The 22429-nt window shown below is 72.5% G+C and carries 18 protein-coding genes and 2 pseudogenes; 10 read left to right on the top strand and 10 right to left on the bottom strand.

Annotated elements, in window-relative coordinates:
• The 4 genes and pseudogenes from ACFV04_RS10300 to ACFV04_RS10285 form a co-directional block, all read right to left on the bottom strand.
• Positions 1 to 346, bottom strand: a pseudogene (locus ACFV04_RS10300) (RNA polymerase subunit sigma-24); the annotation flags it as partial.
• A 107-nt stretch (positions 347 to 453) separates the two neighbouring features.
• On the bottom strand, positions 454 to 1149 hold the full coding sequence (locus tag ACFV04_RS10295) for a DUF6114 domain-containing protein (protein WP_380528197.1): 696 nt from the start codon (positions 1147 to 1149) through the stop codon (positions 454 to 456).
• Between the two features lie 135 nt (positions 1150 to 1284).
• Complete coding sequence (locus ACFV04_RS10290) at positions 1285 to 1956, bottom strand: DUF6230 family protein (RefSeq protein WP_380342942.1); 672 nt, start codon at positions 1954 to 1956, stop codon at positions 1285 to 1287.
• 766 nt (positions 1957 to 2722) lie between these two features.
• Positions 2723 to 3715: a tetratricopeptide repeat protein gene (locus ACFV04_RS10285; protein ID WP_380342945.1), complete on the bottom strand. Its 993-nt coding sequence runs from the start codon at positions 3713 to 3715 to the stop codon at positions 2723 to 2725.
• 409 nt (positions 3716 to 4124) lie between these two features.
• Here ACFV04_RS10285 and ACFV04_RS10280 point away from each other — a divergent pair, with 409 nt between their 5' ends.
• A complete protein-coding gene (locus ACFV04_RS10280) occupies positions 4125 to 4766 on the top strand; it encodes a TetR/AcrR family transcriptional regulator (RefSeq protein ID WP_380528201.1) in 642 nt (213 codons plus the stop codon).
• A gap of 123 nt (positions 4767 to 4889) precedes the next feature.
• Here the strand turns inward: ACFV04_RS10280 and ACFV04_RS10275 are convergent, their stop codons facing one another.
• The 3 genes from ACFV04_RS10275 to ACFV04_RS10265 form a co-directional block, all read right to left on the bottom strand.
• Positions 4890 to 6575 (bottom strand): methylmalonyl-CoA mutase family protein, encoded by a 1686-nt coding sequence (locus ACFV04_RS10275; RefSeq protein ID WP_360254062.1) that lies wholly within the window; start codon positions 6573 to 6575, stop codon positions 4890 to 4892.
• Positions 6576 to 6743: 168 nt separating this feature from the next.
• A complete protein-coding gene (locus ACFV04_RS10270) occupies positions 6744 to 7085 on the bottom strand; it encodes a DUF3817 domain-containing protein (RefSeq protein WP_380342949.1) in 342 nt (113 codons plus the stop codon).
• A 76-nt stretch (positions 7086 to 7161) separates the two neighbouring features.
• Positions 7162 to 7698, bottom strand: a complete 537-nt coding sequence (locus ACFV04_RS10265) for a MarR family winged helix-turn-helix transcriptional regulator (protein ID WP_380342952.1) — start codon at positions 7696 to 7698, stop codon at positions 7162 to 7164.
• Between the two features lie 497 nt (positions 7699 to 8195).
• Between ACFV04_RS10265 and ACFV04_RS10260 the strand changes: the two genes are divergently transcribed.
• Together ACFV04_RS10260 and ACFV04_RS10255 are read left to right on the top strand one after the other, a co-directional pair.
• Positions 8196 to 9815, top strand: coding sequence for a M4 family metallopeptidase (locus tag ACFV04_RS10260; RefSeq protein ID WP_380528193.1), 1620 nt, complete (start codon positions 8196 to 8198; stop codon positions 9813 to 9815).
• Positions 9816 to 10286: 471 nt separating this feature from the next.
• Positions 10287 to 11915: a M4 family metallopeptidase gene (locus tag ACFV04_RS10255; protein WP_380342958.1), complete on the top strand. Its 1629-nt coding sequence runs from the start codon at positions 10287 to 10289 to the stop codon at positions 11913 to 11915.
• Between the two features lie 124 nt (positions 11916 to 12039).
• On the opposite strand, the gene ACFV04_RS10250 is transcribed toward ACFV04_RS10255, so the two are convergent.
• Positions 12040 to 12351 carry a DUF3817 domain-containing protein gene (locus ACFV04_RS10250; RefSeq protein ID WP_380342961.1) on the bottom strand — a complete coding sequence of 104 codons (312 nt, stop codon included), beginning with the start codon at positions 12349 to 12351 and terminating at the stop codon, positions 12040 to 12042.
• 292 nt (positions 12352 to 12643) lie between these two features.
• Between ACFV04_RS10250 and ACFV04_RS10245 the strand changes: the two genes are divergently transcribed.
• The 5 genes from ACFV04_RS10245 (at position 12644) to ACFV04_RS10225 (ending at position 16439) form a co-directional block, all read left to right on the top strand.
• Positions 12644 to 13453, top strand: a complete 810-nt coding sequence (locus ACFV04_RS10245) for a DUF2127 domain-containing protein (protein WP_360254050.1) — start codon at positions 12644 to 12646, stop codon at positions 13451 to 13453.
• A gap of 80 nt (positions 13454 to 13533) precedes the next feature.
• Positions 13534 to 14172, top strand: a complete 639-nt coding sequence (locus ACFV04_RS10240; protein WP_360254048.1) for an AIM24 family protein — start codon at positions 13534 to 13536, stop codon at positions 14170 to 14172.
• On the top strand, positions 14172 to 14822 hold the full coding sequence (locus ACFV04_RS10235) for an AIM24 family protein (RefSeq protein ID WP_380342965.1): 651 nt from the start codon (positions 14172 to 14174) through the stop codon (positions 14820 to 14822). The genes ACFV04_RS10240 and ACFV04_RS10235 overlap by 1 nt, the downstream gene beginning before the upstream one ends.
• 251 nt (positions 14823 to 15073) lie before the next feature.
• Positions 15074 to 15883, top strand: a complete 810-nt coding sequence (locus ACFV04_RS10230; RefSeq protein WP_360254209.1) for an AIM24 family protein — start codon at positions 15074 to 15076, stop codon at positions 15881 to 15883.
• 40 nt (positions 15884 to 15923) lie between these two features.
• A complete protein-coding gene (locus ACFV04_RS10225) occupies positions 15924 to 16439 on the top strand; it encodes a MarR family winged helix-turn-helix transcriptional regulator (protein ID WP_380528189.1) in 516 nt (171 codons plus the stop codon).
• Between the two features lie 87 nt (positions 16440 to 16526).
• Here ACFV04_RS10225 and meaB read toward each other — a convergent pair whose 3' ends face one another.
• Positions 16527 to 17483: a methylmalonyl Co-A mutase-associated GTPase MeaB gene (meaB, locus tag ACFV04_RS10220; RefSeq protein WP_380342968.1), complete on the bottom strand. Its 957-nt coding sequence runs from the start codon at positions 17481 to 17483 to the stop codon at positions 16527 to 16529.
• An 85-nt stretch (positions 17484 to 17568) separates the two neighbouring features.
• The gene (locus tag ACFV04_RS10215; RefSeq protein ID WP_380342971.1) at positions 17569 to 18762 is read right to left on the bottom strand and encodes an acetyl-CoA C-acetyltransferase; all 1194 of its coding nucleotides are present in this window, start codon (positions 18760 to 18762) and stop codon (positions 17569 to 17571) included.
• Positions 18763 to 19007: 245 nt separating this feature from the next.
• Here ACFV04_RS10215 and mce point away from each other — a divergent pair, with 245 nt between their 5' ends.
• Together mce and ACFV04_RS10205 are read left to right on the top strand one after the other, a co-directional pair.
• Positions 19008 to 19448 carry a methylmalonyl-CoA epimerase gene (mce, locus tag ACFV04_RS10210; RefSeq protein ID WP_380342974.1) on the top strand — a complete coding sequence of 147 codons (441 nt, stop codon included), beginning with the start codon at positions 19008 to 19010 and terminating at the stop codon, positions 19446 to 19448.
• Between the two features lie 508 nt (positions 19449 to 19956).
• A pseudogene (locus ACFV04_RS10205) lies at positions 19957 to 22429 on the top strand (hypothetical protein); the annotation flags it as partial.

The following is a 22429-nucleotide window of genomic DNA, read 5'->3' as shown; positions in this document are numbered from 1 at the left end:
GCGGCTGGGCGGCCGGCGACGCGGCGGCCGGCGGCTTCACCGGCGAGGTGGGCTGCTGGGTCGGCGCGGCGGTCGGCGCCTGGGTCGGGGCCTGCGTCGGCACCGCGGTCGGGCCGGTCGAGGGCCCGGCCGTGGGCGCCCCGGTCGGCGCCGCGGTCGGCTCGGAGGACGGCCCCGGCGGCGGCTCGGGCAGCTCGCTCTTCGGGACGGGCGTCTCCTCGATCGGCGCGACGTCCGGAACGGCGACCGGGGCGTTGCCGCAGGGCTTGCCCGCCGCGGACTCGGCGATCGCCGGGTTGGGCGTGTAGGCGGCGGCCATCAGCAGCGCGGTCGGCACCGCGGCCATCGCCAGCGCGCGACCTCTCAGCCGGACCCGTACGGGCGTGCGCGGGGCCGCGTGCCGGCCGCGCTGCGCCGGGACGGCCGTACCATCGGCTTGCTCGGCCGGCCCGGTCACCGCGCCCCCTCCGGATCGCCGGCGCCGGCCTGCTTCGGGACGGCGGCCTCGGCGGGCTGCTTCGGGGCGGCCTCGGCGGCCGGCTCCTGCGGCGTTGCCTGAGCGGGGAGTTGGGCGGTCGGCGCCTCGGCGGCGGGCTCCACCGCAGCTTCGGCAGTCGGCTCCGTGGCGGTCGTCGGCTCGGTGGCGACGCTCTGCGCCACGGCGTTCTCCGCCGTCGTGCCGCCCGCACCGTCACCCCGACGCCGACGACGGCCGGCCTTGGCCTGCGCCCCCGCCTCGGGCTCCGGCAGCGGCGCCCAGGAGACCATCAGGCCGCCGCCGATGAGGCCGGGCAGCAGCGCCAGCCCGAAGCCCGCCAGGTTGGAGACCGGGATCGAGACCAGGGTCAGCAGGATGGTGGCGATGCCCGCGAACACCCGGACGGCCGGCTGGAACCACCCGGTGAGTCCGAGGATCATCAGCAGCACCCCGATGATCATCGACCCGGCACCGGCCGTGGTCGACATCGCGATGGTCACGCCACCGAGCGAGAGGTGCGCGTACGGGAAGTAGAGGATCGGGACGCCGGCGATCATGGCCAGCAGGCCGCCCCAGAAGGGCCTCGTGCGGCGGAAGACACGGAAGTGCCGCCAAAGCCAGTTGATCGGGTTCTGGTGGCCGGTCCGGGGTTCGACCGTTGCGCTGGACATGGTGCAGCTCCTCGATGTCTCTACGAGGGGGAGAACATATTGGCGTGAGGCCGGGAACGGCGGAACTGTCCGCCGCCCCCGGCCCTGGGAGACCCGTCACTCCGGTACGCCGCCGGGCGCACCGTCAGACAGGGCTCAGAAGCACTCGATGCCCGGACCGTCACCCTGCTTGAGCGACAGGTTGAGGCCGCTGAGCACGAAGTTGCCGGCCGAGGTGGCGCGCGCGGTCTGCTGGACGTTGTCCAGGATGGCCGAGTCGGCTGCCTGGGCGAAGCCCGTGGCGCCGGTCGGCAGGCCCTTGCCACCGCCCGCGGCCTGGACGCCCGCGTGGGGGGCCCAGCCCTGGGTCGCGCTGCCCTTGAGGGTGGACGCGTCCTGGCCGATGTTGATGTTCTTGAACGTCGCGTCCGCCTTCAGCTGCTCCAGGTCGATGAGCAGGTTGTCGGCGTGCACCGGCTTGCTGCCCGGGCCACCGGCGTTCAGCTGGAGGGTGATCTTGCCGAGGCCGAACGCCGACAGGTCGGTCACCACGGACTGGCACAGGTTGGTGATGTCGGCCGAGTCGAAGGCCGAGACGGCAACCGGGTGCGGCGTGCCCTTGGCTTCGATGTCGACGGTGCCGAACTGGGCGAAGTTCTTGCCCTCAAGGTGCGTGGTGCTGACCTTGAACTGCTGGCCGGAAATGCTGAACGAGGCGGCGAGCGCGCTGTTGGCGATCGAGACGCCGACCATCGCGGTGGCCGCGACGCTCGGCACCATCACCAGGGCGAAGCGCTTCCAGCGGGTCTTGCCGTAGGTCTTGGACATGCGAGTCCTCCTTCTAGGACGTACATCTCCGGCTCCCCGGCGGCGCTTCCCGCGCCGGTGGGGGCCTGGGATGGGAGAGAGCTACGTCCTCGGTAGCGGAGAGCGCCTTGAGCGTCGTCGGACGCGGGAGCGGCCCGCATGAAGCGGCCCTCCCGACCAAGCACCGGCCGACCTTGTGGGGCGGCGGGCAGGACCGACGACATCGGCGATCACCCCCGAGCGACAACCAGCGACCGCGCAGGGCCGCGCGGCCGGTCGAAGGACAGGAACCGCCGTGGGACCGCGGATACCCCCCTGCCCTCCCTACCGCCGACCGGGGTCGGCGGATCGCCCGGTGGGGATCCCTCGCTCCGCGTGACCGACGGGTTGTCGGGGTGTGGAGTCCGGGACCGGGCGACGCCGATGCTGCTTGAATCCCGGGCGAAGCACAAGGGGTGCCTTACTGACGGGTAATGCAACATCCGGTGGTGTCGATCATGAAATCGGAGTGATCCGCACCGTGCGTGACGCCTTGAAGGAAACGTGACGGCGAAATCTGCCGGAAACACCAGCGAAACACCCGTGGGTGGTCACACATAGTGACCACCCACGGGTGAAATCAAGATTTGGTAAACCTCTGTCCGGTTGACCGGATTGTCGCCAAATCACCTGGCGACACCGCAGGTCATCCGCCGTGCCAGCCGACGGTTCCGGAGCGGTCCCGAACCCGGTCCGGACCGGACCGGAGCCAGGCCCCGGACGAGCCCGGAGCGGACCCGAACGGGCCTCAGAACAGCACGCGCGCCAGTGCCGTACGGGCCGCGGCGACCCGCGGGTCCTCCGACCCGATCACCTCGAACAGCTCCAGCAGACGCAGCCGGGCGGTGTCCCGGTCCTCGCCCGCCGTCCGGCCGACGGTCTCCACCAGACGCCCGAAGGCGTCCTCGACGTGACCGCCGACCAGGTCCAGGTCGGCCGCCTGGAGCTGGATCCCGACGTCCTTCGGGTCCGCCGCGGCCGCCGCCCGGACGGCCTGCAGGTCCAAGCCCTCGACCCGCTGCAGGAGTTCGGCCTGGGCCAGGCCCAGCTTGGCCTCGGTGTTGCCCGGCTGGTCGACCAGCACGTTCCGGTACGCCCGGACGGCGCCGCCCAGGTCGCCGGCGTCCAGCGCGTCGTGCGCGGCGGACAGCGCCGGGTCCTCGGGACGCTGCGGGGCGGCGGCCGGGGCCTCGCCCGGGACGGCCGCGCCGCCGCCCACGCCGAAGCGCTGCTCGGCGACCAGGATCAGCTGGTCCAGCACCTTGCGGATGTTGGCGGCGCTCTCCGCGCCCTGGAACAGCGGGACCAGCTGGCCGGCCACCACGGCCATCACGGCCGGGATGCCCTGGATGCCGAACTGCTGGGCGAGCAGCTGGTTGGAGTCCACGTCGATCTTGGCGAGCACGAAGCGGCCGGCGTACTCCTCGACCAGGCCCTCCAGGACCGGGCTGAGCTGCTTGCAGGGGCCGCACCACTCGGCCCAGAAGTCGATGACGACCGGCACCTCGGTGGAGCGCTGGACGACCTCGACCTCGAAGGTGTCCTCGGTGACGTCGATGACGAGCTGGTGGGCGGACTCGGCGGGGACGGTCCCGGCCGCTTCGGCGGCGGCCGTCTGACGGGCCCGCTCGGCCCGGGCCTGCTCGGCCTTCTGGGCGGCCTCGCCGGCCGCCTTCACTGCGGCGAGGTCGACCGCGCCGCGCAGGGCGGAGCTGTTGAGACGCGAATTCCGTGGCTGCATGGCACCATCCTCCCCCGTTCGCGCCGCTGTCGGGCACCAACCTCGGGAAAGTCGCCCCGCGCGGGCCGCGCGGCGCGGGTTCCCGGGCTCCGCGCCCCTCCCCCGGTAGCCTGGACCGTTCGGCGCGGATCCCCACCCGCGCCCGCGCCGCTCCCGTCCCACGGGTGCGGCGCCTGGTTGTCACTGCTTTCGCTACGAGTCGTAGCGTAACTGGAGGCGGTGCCCCGGCCGCAAGCCCCACCGGCGGTTCGGGGACGTGACCTGCCCCACTTTCCCGGGCGGCCCGGCTCCCCGAATCGGCGAACAGTCGCTACCGTTACCAGCCCCACCCAAGTTACTTACCAGTAAAGCGCAAGGAGGCCCGGTGCCGGCCGCCCAGCCCCCCGCGAGCCCGGACCGCACCCGACCGGTGTGCCCGACCCCGGCGAGCACGGTCCCGGAGGTCGCCAACGCCGCCCGCGCCAAGGGCCGCCCGCGCAGCGCCGCCGCCGACCGCGCGATCCTCGACGCCACCCGCGAAGCCCTCGCCGAACTCGGCTGGGGCGGACTGACCATGGGCCACGTGGCGAGCCGCGCCGGGGTCGCCAAGACCACCCTCTACCGGCGCTGGCCCTCCAAGAACGAACTCGTGGTCGACGCCGTCGCCACCCTCTTCGACGACCTGGTGATGCCCGACCTCGGGAGCCTGCGGGCCGACATCGAGGCCGTGGTCGCCCAGTTCGCCGACCTGCTGGCCCGCCCCGAGACCCAGGCCGCGCTGCTCGCGCTGTTCGCCGAGGGCATCCGGGACCGGCAGCTGCACCGCCGGATCCGCGAGGCCATCGTGGACCCGCAGAAGCGGCTGGTCCGCCAGGGCCGGGCAGCCGCCCAGGCCCGCGGCGAACTCGACGCGGACCTCGACGCCGCGTCCGCCCACGAGGAGGTCGACATCATCTTCGACACCATCGCGGGCACGGTCGAGCACCGCGTCCTGGTCAGCGGCGAGCCGATCACCCCCGCGTGGACCCGCCGCTTCACCGACCTGCTGCTGGGACCGCTCACCACCTGCTGAGGGCACGACGGAGCCGCCCGTACGGAACCCCGTACGGGCGGCTGTCCGGCCCCGGCGGCTGCCCGGCCGCACCCGGAGGGGCGGCGCGGTCAGCCGACCTGCGCGGTCAGAGGCGCAGCGCGGTCAGAACGTCGCGTTCTCCTGGTACGTCCCCCACTCCTGCCGCAGCGCGTTGCAGATCTCGCCCAGCGTCGCCTCCGCGCGCACCGCGTCCAGCATCGGCGGGATCATCGACTCGCCCGAGCGCGCCGCCGCCAGCATGGCGTCCAGCCCGGCCCGCACCGCCGCCTCGTCCCGCGCCGCCTTGCGCTCGCCCAGCACCCGGACCTGCTCGCGCTCGACCTCGTGGCTGACCCGCAGGATCTCCAGCTCCGGGGTGACGCTGCGCGGGTGGCAGTTGACGCCGACCACGCGCTTCTCGCCCTTCTCCACCGACTGCTGGTACTGGAAGGCCGCCTCGGCGATCTCGCCGGTGAACCAGCCCTCCTCGATGCCGCGCAGGATGCCGGAGGTGATCGGGCCGATCTCGTGGTCCTCGCGGCCCCGGTCCAGGATCCGCTGGAAGATCGCCTCGGCCTGCTGCTCGATCCGGTCGGTCAGCGCCTCGACGTACCAGGAACCGCCCAGCGGGTCGGCCACGTTGGCGACGCCGGTCTCCTCCATCAGCACCTGCTGGGTGCGCAGGGCGATCTCGGCGGCCTGCTCGGAGGGCAGCGCCAGGGTCTCGTCCAGGGCGTTGGTGTGCAGCGAGTTGGTGCCGCCGAGCACCGCGGCCAGCGCCTCGACGGCGGTGCGGACCACGTTGTTGTACGGCTGCTGCGCGGTGAGCGAGACGCCCGCGGTCTGGGTGTGGAAGCGCAGCCACTGCGCCTTGTCGGTCTTGGCGCCGAAGCGGTCGCGCATCCAGCGGGCCCAGATCCGGCGCGCGGCGCGGAACTTGGCGATCTCTTCGAAGAAGTCCAGGTGGGCGTCGAAGAAGAAGGACAGGCCGGGCGCGAAGACGTCCACGTCCAGGCCGCGGGACAGGCCCAGCTCGACGTAGCCGAAGCCGTCCGCGAGGGTGTACGCCAGCTCCTGCGCGGCCGTCGCCCCGGCCTCGCGGATGTGGTAGCCGGAGACGGACAGCGGCTTGTACGCGGGGATGCCCTCGGCGCAGTAGGCCATCAGGTCGCCGATCAGGCGCAGGTGCGGCTCGGGGGCGAAGAGCCACTCCTTCTGTGCGATGTACTCCTTGAAGATGTCCGTCTGCAGGGTGCCGTTGAGCACCGCCGGGTCGACGCCCTGCCGTTCGGCGGCGACCAGGTACATGCAGAAGATCGGGACGGCCGGGCCGCTGATCGTCATCGAGGTGGTGACCTCGCCAAGCGGGATGCCGGCGAACAGCACCTCCATGTCGGCGGCCGAGTCGATGGCCACGCCGCAGTGGCCGACCTCGCCGAGCGACTTGGGGTCGTCCGAGTCGTAGCCCATCAGGGTGGGCATGTCGAAGGCGACCGAGAGGCCGCCGCCGCCCGCGTCCAGGATCATCCGGTAGCGCTCGTTGGTCTGCTGCGCGTTGCCGAAGCCGGCGAACTGGCGGATGGTCCAGGTGCGGCCCCGGTAGCCGGTCGGGTGGAGGCCGCGGGTGTACGGGTACTCGCCCGGCCAGCCGATCCGCTCGAAGCCCTCCTGGGCCTGCCCGGCGGGCGGGCCGTAGACCGGCTCGACCTCGTCGCCGGAGAGGGTGGTGAAGTCCGCGTCCCGCTTGCGGGCCTTGTCGTACCGCTGCTGCCAGCGCTGCCGTCCGCGCTCGATCTCCTCGGCGTCCATGACCCCGAACTCCGCTCCGTACGGCCGCCACGGCGACGGGGCGGCACAGCTATTAGGACGTCCTACTAATTTACTCGGACGTCCTAGTACTTGTCGACGGAAACATGCGGGCAACGCGGAGGGCCCCTCCCCCGGGACGGGGAAGGGGCCCTCGTGCGGGCTCGCGGCTCAGACGCCGGCCGGCTGGCGGGCGCCGGCGCCCGCCGGGACCTGCTCGGCGGCCTCGCGGGCCACCTTGCGCTCGAAGACGAAGGAGAGGAACGGGATGCAGCCCGCCGCCAGGGTCAGCACCAGGCGGCCGAGCGGCCACTTCAGCTTCTGCCCGAGCAGGAAGGTCACCACGAAGTACCCGATGTACAGGTAGCCGTGCAGCATCGCGACGTACATGGTCAGTTCCTCGGCCGTGCCGAAGCCGTACTTCGCGACCATGAAGCCGCAGAAGACCAGCAGTGCCACACCGGTCGCAACGGCCAGGCCCCGGTACCAGCCCAGCAGGGGGGTCGCCTTCATACTCTTCCTCGCCTCGCTCGGCATTTTCGGCCGGTACGCCCGGATCCGCGCACCGCTCCCACGAGGGTAGCCGCCCTCACGCCTCCCCCTGCGCAGCCCCCTCCTCCGGCTCGGAGAAGTCACCGGCCGCGATCCGCAGCGGCTTGAGCAGTTCGAAGACCTGGCGGCACTGCCCGGGGCCGTACTCCTCCAGCCCGAACTCCATCGCCACGAGTTCCCGGGTGGCCTCCTCGACCACCTCGCGGCCGCGCCCGGTGATCGCGGCCAGCACGCCGCGGCCGTCCAGCGGGTTGGGGCGGCGGGCGACCAGGCCGGCCCGCTCCAGGCGGTCGACGGTGTTGGTGACGCTGGTCGGGTGGACCATGAGCCGCTCGCCGATCTTGGAGAGCGAGAGCTCCCCGGTCCTGCTGAAGGTCAGCAGCACCAGCGCCTCGTAGCGGGCGAAGGTCAGCCCGTACGGCTTGAGCACCGCATCCACGCGGGACAGCAGGATCTGGTGGGCGCGCATGATCGAGGTGATCGCCGCCATCGAGGGGACGGCACCCCAACGGCGGGTCCACAGCTCGTCGGCGCGGGCGATCGGGTCGAAGTCGAGAGCGAGGGGCTTGGCCACCTCCTTACCGTACCGGCGGCCGGGACGGGCGCTACCAGCCGTCCTGATGGTGGACAAGCGCGACGCGTGGCGGGATCCCGCCAATCGGGCGGCCAGGTCCATACCTGGACATTGCGACGGTGTGAACGGACCGCAACACGGTTGCGGCGAATCGATGTTGACCTCGGATCGCGCCAACACCGGTGAACCGGGCCCCGGTTCGGACGGCAACCCGTCGGAGGACGGGGTGATTGATCCCATTCGTCCCTCTGTTCACATTGCCAACTCCTGGCGGGACTTGGCCAATTCATGAGGAAGACCTGTCATTTGATTTGCTCGATTGTCATGCTTTCCGCCAACCCCGTCCGGCGGCCACCACCCCCACCCACCGGTGGCCAGCCGCTCGACCGCTCGGGGCCCCTGCACGTCAGCGCCCGTCCCGCCCCTCAGGTGCCGACCCCGGCCCCCGGGACGTGGTGCGACCGCGCCCACACGCGGTTTCCCGGAAGGACTCGTCCGTGAAGCGAAAGCTCGCCGCAGTCGCCGTACTCTCCGCCACCGCCCTGCTCACGGGCGTCGTCCAGGTCAGCACCGTGGCCGTCGCGGACTCGGCCCCGCACTCCCGGACCGCCGACCTGATCGCCCTGGCCAACGGCCAGGCGGGCAAGGTGGCGCACGCCCTGGCCCTGGGCGGCCAGGAGCAGCTCGTCGCCAAGGACGCCCTGGTGGACGCCGACGGCACCCGCCACTTCCGCTACGAGCGCACCTTCGCCGGACTCCCGGTCCTGGGCGGCGACCTCGTGGTGCACCAGAAGGCGGACGGCTCGACCACCTCCGTGGACAAGGCCACCGGCGCGACGATCGCCCTGCCGAGCCTCACCCCGCAGATCCCCGCCGACAAGGCCGCCGCCCAGGCGACCGGCGCCGTGCAGTCCACCGTCGGCGTCACCGCCGACAAGGACGAGGCCCCGCTGACGGCCGTGCACCAGACCGGCCAGGCCGAGCTGGTCGTCTGGGCCACCGACGGCAACCCGCGCCTGGCGTACCGCACCACCGTCGAGGGCGAGCGCGCCGACGGCACCCCGAGCCGTCAGCTGCTGGTCACCGACGCGGCGAGCGGCCAGGTGCTCTCCACCCACGAGGAGGTGCAGACCGCCGCCGGCACCGGCAAGGGCGTCTTCGTCGGCACCGTCCCGCTGACCACCACCCAGAGCGGCTCGACCTTCTCGCTGAAGGACGCGAGCCGCGGCGGCCAGGCCACCTACACCCTGAAGGGCAGGACCTCCGGGTCCGGCACCCTGGTCGCCAACTCGACCGACAGCTTCGGCAACGGCCTGTCCTCCAACGCGGAGTCCGCCGCCGTGGACGCCCAGTACGGCGCCGCCGCCACCTGGGACTTCTACAAGAACACCTTCGGCCGCAACGGCATCAAGAACAACGGCGTCGGCGCCGCGAGCCGGGTCCACTACGGGCGCAACTACGTCAACGCGTTCTGGGACGACAGCTGCTTCTGCATGACCTACGGCGACGGCACCAGCAACACCCACCCGCTGACCGAGCTGGACGTGGCCGGCCACGAGATGAGCCACGGCGTCACCTCCGCCACCGCCAACCTGAACTACTCGGGCGAGTCCGGCGGCCTCAACGAGGCCACCTCGGACATCTTCGGCACCATGGTCGAGTTCTACGCCAACCTGCCCGCCGACAAGCCGGACTACCTGATCGGCGAGCTGATCAACATCAACGGTGACGGCAAGCCGCTGCGCTACATGGACCAGCCGTCCAAGGACGGCGCCTCGGCCGACTACTGGTCCTCCACCGTCGGCAACAAGGACGTCCACTACTCCTCGGGCGTGGCCAACCACTTCTTCTACCTGCTCGCCGAGGGCAGCGGCGCCAAGACCATCAACGGCGTCAGCTACAACAGCCCGACCTACAACAACTCGACCCTCGCCGGCATCGGCCGGGACAAGGCCGCCCAGGTCTGGTACAAGGCGCTGACCACCTACATGACCTCGACCACCGACTACGCGGGCGCCCGCACGGCGACCCTCAAGGCCGCCACCGACCTGTACGGCGCCAACAGCGCCGAGTACAACGCGGTCGCGGCGACCTGGACCGCCGTCAACGTCAACTGACGCACGGCGCACCCGATCCGGACGCCCGGGGCCCGCGGAGGGCAGGCCCCGGGCGTCCGCCCGTCTTCCGGGCCGGGCGGCGGGCACGTCCGCCGGGCCGGGAGCCGGGGACGGCCGCCGGGCCGGGAGCCGGGGACGGCCGCCGGGCGTCAAGGCCGCCCGCTGGCGGAGTCCCGCCAGCGGGACGAACCCGCCCGTATCGGACAAAGGGCAGCAACCGAACCACCCGCACCCCGGACTGGCGATTCCTGGCCAATCCCCGTACGCGACCTGTCCATCCCCGCCGGGGATTGTCATGCTTCTGACCAAGCCCCGTCCGGCCTCCGCCACCCCCACCCCATCCGGCGGAGCGTCAGGAACCGCACGGGAGCAGCACGTCCGCGCCCTACCGCCCCACGGCGTCAACCCCGGCGCCCCGGTACGCGGCGCACCCGCACGCACCCGCGGGTCTCGTGGAAGGAACCCCCGTCCGTGAAGCGAAAGCTGACTGTCGGAGCCGTACTCTCCGCCACCGCCCTGCTGGCCGGCGTCGTCCAGATCGCCGCCGTCCCCGCCGCCCAGGCCGCCGCCCCCGCGCCGGAGCAGCAGCAGTCCGCGCTGCTCGCGCTGGCCGCCGGGCAGAGCGCCCCGGTGGCGCAGGCCCTCGCCCTCGGCGGCCAGGAGAAGCTCGTCCCCAAGGACGTCGTGGTCGACCGGGACGGCACCCGGCACCTCCGGTACGAGCGGACCTACGCCGGCCTGCCGGTGATCGGCGGCGACCTGGTCGTCCACCAGAAGGCCGACGGCTCGGTGGGCTCGGTCGACCGCGCCTTCGCCGGACAGCTGTCCGTGCCCACCCTGACCCCGGGCGTCGCCGCCGGCCAGGCCGCCGAGCGGGCCACCGCCGCGGTCCGCGCGACGGTCGGCATCGCCGCCGACGAGGACGAGGCCGCGCTCAGCCGGGTCGACGGCGCCGGCGCGACCGAACTGGTCGTCTGGGCGGCCGACGGCGCCCCGCGCCTGGCCCAGCGCACGGTGGTCACCGGCGAGCGGGCGGACGGCACCCCGAGCCGCCAGGAGGTCGTCACCGACGCCGCCACCGGCCAGGTGCTGTCCAGCCAGGAGCACGTCCAGACCGCGACCGGCACCGGCAAGGGCGTCAACGTCGGCACCGTCACGCTGACCACCACCCAGAGCGGCTCGAACTACCAGCTCAAGGACGCCAGCCGGGGCAACCAGTCGACCACCGACCTCAAGGGCGGCACCTCGGGCAGCGGCACGCTCTTCAGCAAGACCACCAACTCCTGGGGCAACGGACTGCCGTCCAACCGCGAGTCCGCCGCCGTGGACGCCCAGTTCGGCGCCGCGGCCACCTGGGACTACTACAAGAACACCTTCGGCCGCAACGGCATCAAGAACAACGGCGTCGGCGCCGCGAGCCGGGTCCACTACAGCACCAACTACGTCAACGCGTTCTGGGACGACAGCTGCTTCTGCATGACCTACGGCGACGGCTCCGGCAACACCCACCCGCTGACCGCCATCGACGTCTCCGGCCACGAGATGAGCCACGGCGTCACCTCCGCCACGGCCAACCTGAACTACTCGGGCGAGTCCGGCGGCCTCAACGAGGCGACCTCGGACATCTTCGGCACCATGGTCGAGTGGTCGGCCAACCTGCCCTCCGACCCGCCGGACTACCTGATCGGCGAGAAGCTCAACATCAACGGCAACGGCACCCCGCTGCGCTACATGGACAAGCCCTCCAAGGACGGCGCCTCGGCCGACTACTGGTCCTCCACCGTCGGCAACAAGGACGTCCACTACTCCTCGGGCGTGGCCAACCACTTCTTCTACCTGCTGTCCGAGGGCAGCGGCGCGAAGGTCATCAACGGGGTCAGCTACAACAGCCCGACCTCCAACGGCTCGACGGTCACCGGCATCGGCCGGACCAAGGCGGCGGCCGTCTGGTACCGCGCGCTGACCGTCTACATGACCTCCACCACCAACTACAAGGCCGCCCGCACGGCGACCCTGAAGGCCGCCACCGACCTGTACGGCGCGACCAGCACCGAGTACAAGGCGGTCGCGGCGGCCTGGAGCGGCGTGAACGTCAACTAGCCGCACCCGGCGGGAGCCACCCCCGGTAAGACCGAGAGCCACCCCCGGTAAGAAACGGCGACAGGCTGCCGCGGCCCTTTGGGAGAGGAGGCCGCGGCAGCCTGTCGACCGTCCGCGCAGGGGGTCAGGCGGTGGCGGGCTCCAGCTCGCCCCGCTCCTCCCGGCCGAGCATCCGCTCGGCGAAGAAGCCGCCGGTGGGCACCACCGAGAGGACGAACAGCAGGACGCCGCGCTTGGCGTCCCACTTCTGCACCTGCCAGGCCTGGATCCAGAAGACCACGTAGAGGATGAACAGGATCCCGTGGACCATGCCCATCACCGGGACGGCGTCGAACGAGGTGGTCCGCTTCAGCACCGAGCAGATCAGCAGCAGGACGAACGAGACCCCTTCGGGGCCGGAGACCAGGCGCAGGCGGTGGACGGCGCTGCTGTTCACGTTGGGTACCTCAATACGGGGGTCGGAGGCGCTGGCACGCTTGTGAAGCGACTCACAAGCCTTCCGGCCATTATCACCGAGCGCACGTGCGGGCCCCCGGCCGGGGGTGGGCTCCGTGCCCGATCTCACAGTCCCCGCCCGCAAGCGCCTCCCCGGGCCCGCCCGCGTTGTCACAGCTGTGTGCCGGAACGCGACCGAGCGCGACCACCCGTCACCGGGACCCCCTATCCTGCTGCCCGCGCGTCCACCGATCCGGACGCCGGAAGCACCACGCCACGGGGGTAGTCACCACATGTTCAAGCGCGACTGGGACCGCAGGACCTGCGCCAAGCGCGGGCACATCACCTACGCGCCGGCCGAGCCCGAGCTGGCCTCCCGGCTGCACGCCGCCACCGCCCTCGGCGACGCCTGGCGCTGCCTGCGCTGCGGCGACTTCGCGCTGGGCGCCCCGCACGGCTCCGGCCCCGCCGCGGACGCGCCGCTGGTGCCGCGCGGCAAGGCGCTGCGGGACCTCTTCATCCTGCGCTTCCTCGCCGTCGAGCGGGTGCTGCGCGGGCTGCTGATCATCGTGATCGCCTGGGCCGTGTGGAAGTTCTCCAACAGCCAGGACGCGGTGCACCGGGTCTTCGACGAGAACCTGACGGTCTTCAGGCCGGTCACGGAGCACTTCCACTGGGACCTCGAACACGCCCCGATCGTCGAGACGATCCGCAAGACCTTCGACTTCAAGAAGAGCACCCTGCTGGTCGCCGCGGGCGCCCTGCTGGCCTACGCCGTGATCGAGATCGTCGAGGCGGTCGGCCTCTGGCTGAACAAGCGCTGGGCCGAGTACCTGACGGTGGTCGCCACCGCGGCCTTCCTGCCGCTGGAGGGCTACGAGCTGAGCCACCACGTCAGCGCAGTGAAGATCTGCACCCTGGTGCTGAACATCGCGGCGGTCCTCTGGATCATGCTCTCCAAGCGCCTGTTCGGACTGCGCGGCGGCGTGGTGGCCTTCGAGGCGGAGCGCCACTCGGCCTCGCTGCTGGAGGTCGAGCAGGCCGCCGGCACGGTCCCGCACCCCGGACACGGACACGGACACGGGGCGCACGCGCGCAGCTGACCGGCGCTTTTGTCCCAGCCCGGTACCAGTCCGGGCCCGCACCCTCCCCGTGCCACGGCCGCAGCGGCTAGATTGCGGCCGTGGCACAGTTCAGACTCCAGGGATCGCGAGTGCTCGCCGTCGACTTGGGCGGGGACGCCGTCAAGGCCAGACACGGCTCGATGGTCGCCTACACCGGGCAGATGACCTTCAAGAAGCTGACCGGTGGCGGTGACGGCCTGCGCGGCATGGTCGCCCGCCGGCTGACCGGCGAGAAGATGACGGTGATGGAGGTGAAGGGCCAGGGCACCTGCTACTTCGCCGACAAGGCCACCGAGATCAATCTGGTCCGGTTGAACGGCGAGGCGCTGTACGTCGAGGCGGACAACCTGCTCTGCACGGAGTCCACCCTGCACACCGGCACCAGCTTCACCGGCCTCAACGGCATGTCCTCCGGCAACGGCCTCTTCACCACCAAGGTGGAGGGCCACGGCTGGGCCGCCCTCACCTCCAACGGACCCGCCATCATCCTGCGGGTCGACAAGAGCATGCCGCTGCGGGTCGACCCGGGCGCGTACGTGGCGCACACCGGCAACCTGCACCGCAGCCTGAAGTCCGGCGCGGGCTGGACCACGGTGATCGGCGAGGGCGGCGGCGAGGCCGTCCAGGTCGAGTTCAGCGGCGACGGCCTGGTGTACGTGCAGCCGTCCGAGAAGGTCACCATCGGGGGTGACGTCTGATGGGCTTCACGAAGATCAACGGCAAGATGGTCGAGGCCCAGGTGGTTCCCGGGCAGCGGCTGTTCAGCCAGCGCGGCGCGATGCTCGCGTACAGCGGCGACGTCCGCTTCACGCCGAACATCACCGGCGGCCAGGGCGGCGTGATGTCGATGATCGGCCGCCGGGTGGCCAACGAGGACACCCCGCTGATGACGGTCGAGGGCCAGGGCCGGGTGATGTTCGGCCACGGCGGCCACCACGTCCACGTGATCGACCTGTTCGGCGACACCCTGTACGTCGAGGCGGACCGGCTGCTCGCCTTCGAGGGCACGCTGCGGCAGTCCACCATGTTCATGGGCGCGCAGGGCGGGGTGATGGGCATGGTCCGCGGCCAGGTCACCGGGCAGGGCCTGTTCACCACCAAGCTGGAGGGCCACGGCTCGGTCGCGGTGATGGCCCACGGCGGCGTCTTCGAGCTGCCGATCGTCCCCGGCCAGGAGGTGCACGTCGACCCGCAGGCGTACGTGGCGCACCGCGGCGACGTGCGCAACAAGCTGTCCACCGCGCTCGGCTGGCGCGACATGATCGGCCGCGGTTCGGGCGAGGCGTTCCAGCTGGAGCTGTCCGGGCAGGGCGCGGTGTACGTCCAGGCGAGCGAGGAGAAGCTCTGATGTCCTACCCGCCGCAGCCCCCGTACGGCTCTCCGCACGACCAGCCGACCCAGCCCGGCTTCGTCGTACCGCCGCCCCCGCCGAACCACGGCCCGCAGCAGGGGTACCCGCCGCAGGGCGGCTACCCCCAGCAGGGCGGGTACCCGCAGCAGGGCGGCTACCAGACGCCGCCGCCCGGGCAGCCGCACCAGCCCCCGCCGCCGCCCCAGCAGCCGTACGCCCAGGAGCAGTTCGGCGGCCCGATCGCCCCGCTGCCGACCGCCCAGGACGGCACCGGCCCGGTGGTCCACGACGTCCACAGCCTGCCGGTCAACGACAACGTCAACCCGTACGCCTTCTCGGTTGAGCTGAACGGGTCCTACTTCCTCCAGAAGGGCAAGATGGTCGCCTACTACGGCGACATCACCTTCAAGGGCGTCGGCGCCGGGATGGTCGACCGGATGCTCGGCCAGCACTTCAACTCGCCGATGCACGCGTCGGACTGGGTGGTCGCCGAGGGCCGCGGCAAGCTGCTGCTGGCCGACCGGGCTTTCGACCTCAATTCGTACGACCTGGAGGACGGCAACCTGACCGTCCGCTCCGGCAACCTGCTCGCCTTCGACCCGACGCTGCGGCTCAAGCAGTCGATCATCCCGGGGTTCCTGACCCTGATCGGCACCGGCCGCTTCGTCGCCGCCTCCAACGGGCCGGTGCACTTCGTCGAGCCGCCGATCCGGGTGGACCCGCAGGCGCTGGTCGGCTGGGCGGACTGCCCGGCGCCGTGCCACCACTACGACCACGACTACATGCACGGGCTGATCGGCGGCATCCGGCGGCTGACCGGCCTCGGCGGCGCCTCCGGCGAGGAGCACCAGTTCGAGTTCATCGGCGCCGGGCAGGTGCTGCTGCAGTCCAGCGAGAAGCTGATGGCGGAGCGGTCGGTCGGGCAGGTGGGCGCCGAGGCGGGCGTCCCGATGGGCGGGGTGCCGTCCCAGCCGGGCTCGGCCGGGCACGGCGGCGGCAACCCCAACCTGCCGGGGCTCGGTAACCTGGGCGACCTCGGTCGGCGTTTCGGCCTGTAAACTTGTACAAGATTGAACTAAATCGGGTATGCTGGATCCCATGGATACGCACACGATCGACACTGCGGACAACCCTCCGTCGCAGCCCGGGGAGGAGACTCCCTGGCTGACCGTCAGGGAGCAGCGGATGTGGCGCGCCCATCTGGAGGTCGCCAAGCTGCTGGAGTACCAGCTCAGCCGCGAACTCCAGCCCCACAACCTGGCGATCAACGACTACGAGATCCTGGTCGTGCTCTCCGAGGCCCCGGACCGCCGGATGCGAATGACCGACCTCGCAACCGCCACGCTGCAGTCCAAGAGCCGGCTCTCGCACCAGATCACCCGGATGGAGAACGCCGGCCTGGTGCTCCGCCAGGAGTGCCCCGGCGACCGCCGCGGCCTCTACGCGCACCTCACCGAGCAGGGCTGGGAGACCATGCAGCAGGTCGCCCCGGACCACGTGCGCAGCGTCCGGGCCCACTTCATCGACCGCTTCTCCCCGGAGCAGCTGGACGCCATGTTCGAGGCGCTCGCACCGATCGCCGAGCACCTGCGCGGCCTGCGCGGCCGCCCGTAGTCACCCCGGGCGCCCGCCCGCGGTACGACGGAAGGGCCGGTCCCCCGAGGGCCGGCCCTTCCGCGCGTCCGGGCCCGGCAGCCCGGCTCAGCCCCGGGTCAGCCCGGCGACGAGTTCGTCGGCCGCGCCGTACGGGTCCAGCCGGCCCCCGGCCACCCGCTCGGCGAGCGCCGCCAGGTGCCGGTCCCCGCGCAGGTCCCCGATCCGGGCCCGCAACTCGGCGAGCGCGATGGCCTCGATCTCCTCGGCGGCCCGGCGCCGGCGGCGCTGTGCGAGCTCGCCGTGCTCCTCCAGCCAGGCGCGGTGCTTCTCCAGCGCCTCGACCACCTCGTCCACGCCCTCGCCGCGGGCCGCGACGGTCTTCACGATCGGCGGCCGCCAGTCCCCCGCCTCCCGGGCCTCGCCGAGGCCGAGCATGTGGTTGAGCTCCCGCGCGGTGGCGTCGGCACCGTCCCGGTCGGCCTTGTTGACCACGAAGACGTCGCCGATCTCCAGGATCCCGGCCTTGGCGGCCTGGATGCCGTCGCCCATCCCGGGGGCCAGCAGCACCACGGTGGTGTCGGCCTGGGCGGCGATCTCGACCTCGGACTGGCCCACGCCGACGGTCTCGACCAGGATCACCTCGCAGCCGGCCGCGTCCAGCACCCGCAGCGCCTGCGGCGCGGTCCAGGAGAGCCCGCCGAGGTGGCCGCGGGTGGCCATCGAGCGGATGAACACCTCGGGGTCGGTCGCGTGGTCCTGCATCCGGACCCGGTCGCCCAGCAGCGCGCCGCCGGAGAACGGCGAGGACGGGTCGACGGCCAGCACCCCGACCCGCTTGCCGAGCCGCCGGTAGGCGGAGACCAGCGCCGAGGTGGAGGTGGACTTGCCGACCCCGGGCGAACCGGTCAGCCCGACGGTGTAGGCCTGGCCGGTGTACGGCGCGAGTGCGGCCATCACCTCCCGCAGCTGCGGGGCGGCGTTCTCGACCAGCGTGATCAGTCGGGCGACGGCCCGCGGCCTGCCCTCCCGGGCCTGCTCGACCAGCGTGGCGACATCGATCATCAGGAACTCCTCGCACGGGTGCGTACGCCGAAGGGGCTGCGGACCGCTTGTGGCGGTCCGCAGCCCCGAAGATCAGATCAGCTGATCAGGCCTTCGGGACGCGCACGATGAGCGCGTCACCCTGGCCACCGCCGCCGCACAGCGCGGCCGCGCCGATCCCGCCGCCGCGGCGCTGCAGCTCCAGCGCCAGGGTCAGCACCACGCGGGCGCCGGACATGCCGATCGGGTGGCCGAGCGCGATCGCGCCGCCGTTGACGTTGACGATGTCCGAGGAGACGCCCAGGTCCTTCATGGACTGGTACGCGACCGCGGCGAACGCCTCGTTGATCTCGATCAGGTCGAGGTCGGCGACCTCCAGGCCGTCCTTGGCCAGTGCGTGCTTGATCGCGTTGGACGGCTGCGACTGCAGCGAGTTGTCCGGGCCGGCCACGTTGCCGTGGGCGCCGATCTCGGCGATCCAGGTCAGGCCCAGCTCCTCGGCCTTGGCCTTGCTCATCACGACCACCGCGGCGGCGCCGTCGGAGATCTGCGAGGAGGTGCCGGCGGTGATCGTGCCGTCCTTGGCGAAGGCCGGGCGCAGCTTGGCCAGGCCCTCGACGGTGGTGTCCGCGCGGATGCCCTCGTCCTGGCCGAACAGGACCGGCTCGCCCTTGCGCTGCGGGATGGCGACCGGGACGATCTCGGCCTCGAAGACGCCGTCGGCCTGCGCCTTGGCGGCCCGCTGGTGGGAGGCTGCGGCGATCTCGTCCTGCACCTCGCGCGGGATGCCCAGGCGGGTGTTGTGCTTCTCGGTGGACTCGCCCATCGGGATGTTCTCGTAGGCGTCGGTGAGGCCGTCGTGCGCCATGGCGTCCAGCATCCCGATCGCGCCGTACTTGAAGCCCTCGCGGGACTTCGGCAGCAGGTGCGGGGCGTTGGTCATCGACTCCTGGCCGCCGGCGACGACGATGTCGAACTCGCCGGCGCGGATCAGCTGGTCGGCCAGCGCGATGGCGTCCAGGCCGGAGAGGCAGACCTTGTTGATGGTCAGCGCCGGCACGTTCATCGGGATGCCGGCCTTGACGGCGGCCTGGCGGGCCGGGATCTGGCCGGCGCCGGCCTGCAGCACCTGGCCCATGATCACGTACTGGACCTGGTCACCCGTGATGCCGGCCCGCTCCAGCGCGGCCTTGATGGCGACGCCGCCGAGGTCGGCACCGGAGAATCCCTTGAGGGAACCGAGCAGGCGACCCATCGGGGTCCGCGCACCGGCAACGATCACAGAGGTGGTGTTGGTCATGGGACGGGCCCCTTCGCACGTCGTGGCCAGGTGAGGATGCGCTCAATGTACTGACCCGGTACCCGCCCGTCACCGGAGCGACGGTGTGATCGAGCGCACTGGCACCCTCCAGTCAACACCGTGCCGGAGCGGTCCGGGTGAACCCCGCCGCGTGTGAGCAGGCTCGCACGTCCGGCACTGGCGTCCGTCGCGGGCCATGCGCTGCACTTGGTGCCACCCTTGTCCCCCATCACCCGGAGGTCGCCGTGCTGACCCGTATCGACCACATCGGCATCGCCTGCCGAGACCTCGACAAGACGGTCGAGTTCTACCGCGCCACCTACGGCTTCGAGGTCTTCCACTCCGAGGTCAACGAGGAGCAGGGCGTCCGCGAGGCCATGCTCAGGATCAACGGGACCGACGACGGCGGCGCCTCCTACCTCCAGCTGCTGGAGCCCACCCGGCCCGACTCCACCGTCGCCAAGTGGCTGGAGAAGAACGGCGAGGGCGTGCACCACATCGCCTTCGGCACCGCCGACGTGGACGGCGACGCCGCGGCCATCGGCGCCAAGGGCGTCCGGGTCCTCTACGACGAGCCCCGGATCGGCTCGATGGGTTCGCGGATCACCTTCCTGCACCCCAAGGACTGCGGCGGCGTGCTGACCGAGCTGGTCACCTCCGCGCAGAACGCCCACGAGGAGCACTGATCGTCCACGGACCGTCCCCCAGGGTGCCGCGCGTCCCGGCGGCACCCGACGGTCCGTCGGCCATGACCCGTCAGTAACCTGGACGGAAGAGCCGGAAAACCCCCATGCGGCCATTCCCCCGCGGTGCGCTCCCACTACAATGCCCAGGTGCGCGAAGACTCCGGGGGACGGAGGCGACGGGCACGGCCGAAGACAGGCCCGTCCGCCCGCCGGTGGTCGGCCCGTCGCAAGGGGAGTCCATTACGCGGGCACGGCTGAACAGTCGCAACGGATCTGTCACCATTCTCCACAAGGCAAGAGTTCGCCCAGGAGTCCACTCGGACGGGGGAACGCGGCACCCCCGCGCTCCCGCGCCCCGGACTCCGACGACCGCGGCGGGCGGCCCCGGATTGGCGAGGGGTCGTCCACCTGCTGCGGATGCAAGGACCAGTCGGACCGGCGCCCGGGAAACGGGAGCCAGGAACCGGCCGGGTCGAGGACGCGACCAGGAGATGGATGGGACCGCGGAGTGCGGGGCAACGACCGCTACGAGGCTGACGATCACCTCTCCCAGTTCGAGGCCGAGATGGGTCGGACTCGGAAGGAGCGGGACAAGGCAGCCGAGCATGCCGAAGACCTCGCCTACCAGGTGGAGGTGCTGCGGGCGAAGCTGCACGAGTCCCGCCGGATGCTCGCCCAGCCGCGCGCCTTCGACGCCGTCTCCGGCCAGGCCGAGCAGATGCTCCGCACCGCCGAGATGCAGGCCCAGCAGCTGCGGGCCGACGCGGAGCGCCAGCTGCGCGACTCCCAGGCCGCGACCCAGCGGATCATGGCCGAGGCCGCCGAGCGCACCGCCCGACTGGAGGCCGAGCTCACCGCCCGCCGCCGCCAGCTGGAGGACGAGCTCGCCGAGCTGCGCCGCTCCGCCGAGCAGCACGTCAACGGCTGGGCCGAGCAGAGCCGGGCCGGCTCCGAGCAGGAGGCCCAGCGCGTCCTCCAGGAGGCCCGCGCCGAAGCCGAACGGATGGTCGCCGCCGCCCGCGCGGAGGCCGTCGCCCTCTCCGACCAGGCCCGCGCCCAGACCGCCGCCGACGTGGACGCCGCCCGCGGCGAGGCCCACGCCGCCGCCGAGGCTGCCCTCCAGCGCGCCCAGAACGACGCCGAGCGCCTGCTGCGCGCCGCCTCCGAGCAGGCCCAGCAGGCCGGCGCCCAGGCCGCCGCCGACGTGGACGCCGCGCGTGGCGAGGCCCAGCAGCAGCTGGCCGCCGCCCACGCCGCCGCCGAACACCAGCTCACCGCCGCGCAGGCCGAGATCGGCCGGCTCAAGGCGCACGCCGCCGCCGAACAGGCCCGGGCCGAGCAGCAGCTCTCCGCCGCCAAGGCCGAGATAGACCGGCTGCGCGCCGAGGCCATCGCCGAGGCGGAGCGCACCCGACACGAAGCCGCCGCACTGCGCGCCCAGGCCGAGCAGGCCGCCGAGCAGCTCCAGGCCGACGCCGAGGCCGCCGCAGAGCGCAAGGTCGCCGACGGCGAGGCCGCCAACGAGCAGCGCTCGCAGACCGCCAAGGCCGAGGTCGCCCGGATGGTGGCCCAGGCCACCAAGGAAGCCGACGCGATCCGCGCCGAGGCCGAGGCCGTACGGACCGCCGCCGCCACCCGGCAGGCCGAGGCCGACGCCGCCAAGGCCGCCGCCGCCGAGGAGAGCGAGCGGCTGCGGGCCACCGCCGAGTCGGTCGCCGCCGAACTGCGCGGCGAGGCCGAGGCCGCGATCGCCGAACTGCGCGCCCGGGCCGAACGGGACGTCGCCGAGCTGCGGGCCCAGGCCGAGGCCGAGGCCCTGCGGCTGCGCAGCGAGGCCGAGGAGGAGGGCCGGGCAGCCGGCGCCAAGGACGCCACCGTCCACCTCGCCAAGGCCGCCAAGACCGCCGAGGAGGTACTCGGCCGGGCCAACCAGGACGCCGAGACCGCCCGGAACGAGGCCTCCGCCGAGGCCGAGCGGATCCGCACCGAGGCCGCCGCCGAGGCGCAGCGCCTGCGCGAGCAGGCCCAGGCCGCCGTCGAACAGGCCCAGAACGCCGCCCTGGACGACGCCGCCGCGATCCGCGAGCGGATCGAGCAGATGCAGGACGAGGCGGCGCGGCTGCGCGCCGAGGCCGAGGAGCTGCGCGCCCAGGCCGCCGCCGAGGCCGACCGGGTCCGCGGCGAGGCCCGCCGCCAGGCGGTGCTGCAGATCGAGGAGTCGGCGAAGAACGCCGAGGAACTGCTCACCAGGGCCAAGGCCGACGCGGACGAACTGCGCGCGGGCGCCGCGGCCGAGATCGACCGGCTGCGCGAGCAGGCCCAGGAGCAGGCCGCCGAGACCCAGGGCCGGGCCGAGCAGACCCTGGCCCGGGCTCGCGCCGAGGCTGGGAAGATCACCGCCACCGCCGAGCAGCAGGGCCAGGACGCGCTCTCCGCCGCCAAGGCCGCAGCCGCCGAGAACCGCACCGCCGCCGAGCGCGAGACCGCCGAAATCCGCCGCGAGGCAACCGAGTTCGACCAGCGGGTGCGGTCCGAGGCGACCGCCGCCGCAGAGGCGCTGAACACCGAGGCGCAGGCCGGGGCGAGCGCGGTGCGGGACGCCGCGGTGGCCGACGCCGAGCGGGTGCGCACCGAGGCCGACACCGAGGCCGCCCGCACCCGGGCCGACGCCGGGGCGGCCGCCGAGGCGCTGCGCGAGGAGAGCCGCCGCGAGCGCGAGGAGGCGGCCACCGGGCTGCGCCACGAGCGCGAGGAGACCGCCGACCAGCTGGCCGCCGCCAAGGCCGCCCGTCTGCAGGCCGAGCAGGCCGCCGCCGAGGTCCGCACCACCGCCGACGCCCACGCCGCCGAGGTGCGGGCCGAGGCCGAACAGGCCGCCGGGGAACTGCGGGCCCTCGCCCAGCGCGAGACCACCCAGCAGCGCGAGACCGCCGAGGCCTACGCCGACCGCGTCCGCACCGAGGCCGAACAGCACGCCACCG

Origin of the sequence: Kitasatospora sp. NPDC059599, assembly GCF_042735125.1 — a bacterium.
In the GTDB taxonomy this organism is placed as follows: Bacteria; Actinomycetota; Actinomycetes; order Streptomycetales; family Streptomycetaceae; genus Kitasatospora.
This window is presented reverse-complemented; position numbering and strand designations above follow the sequence as displayed.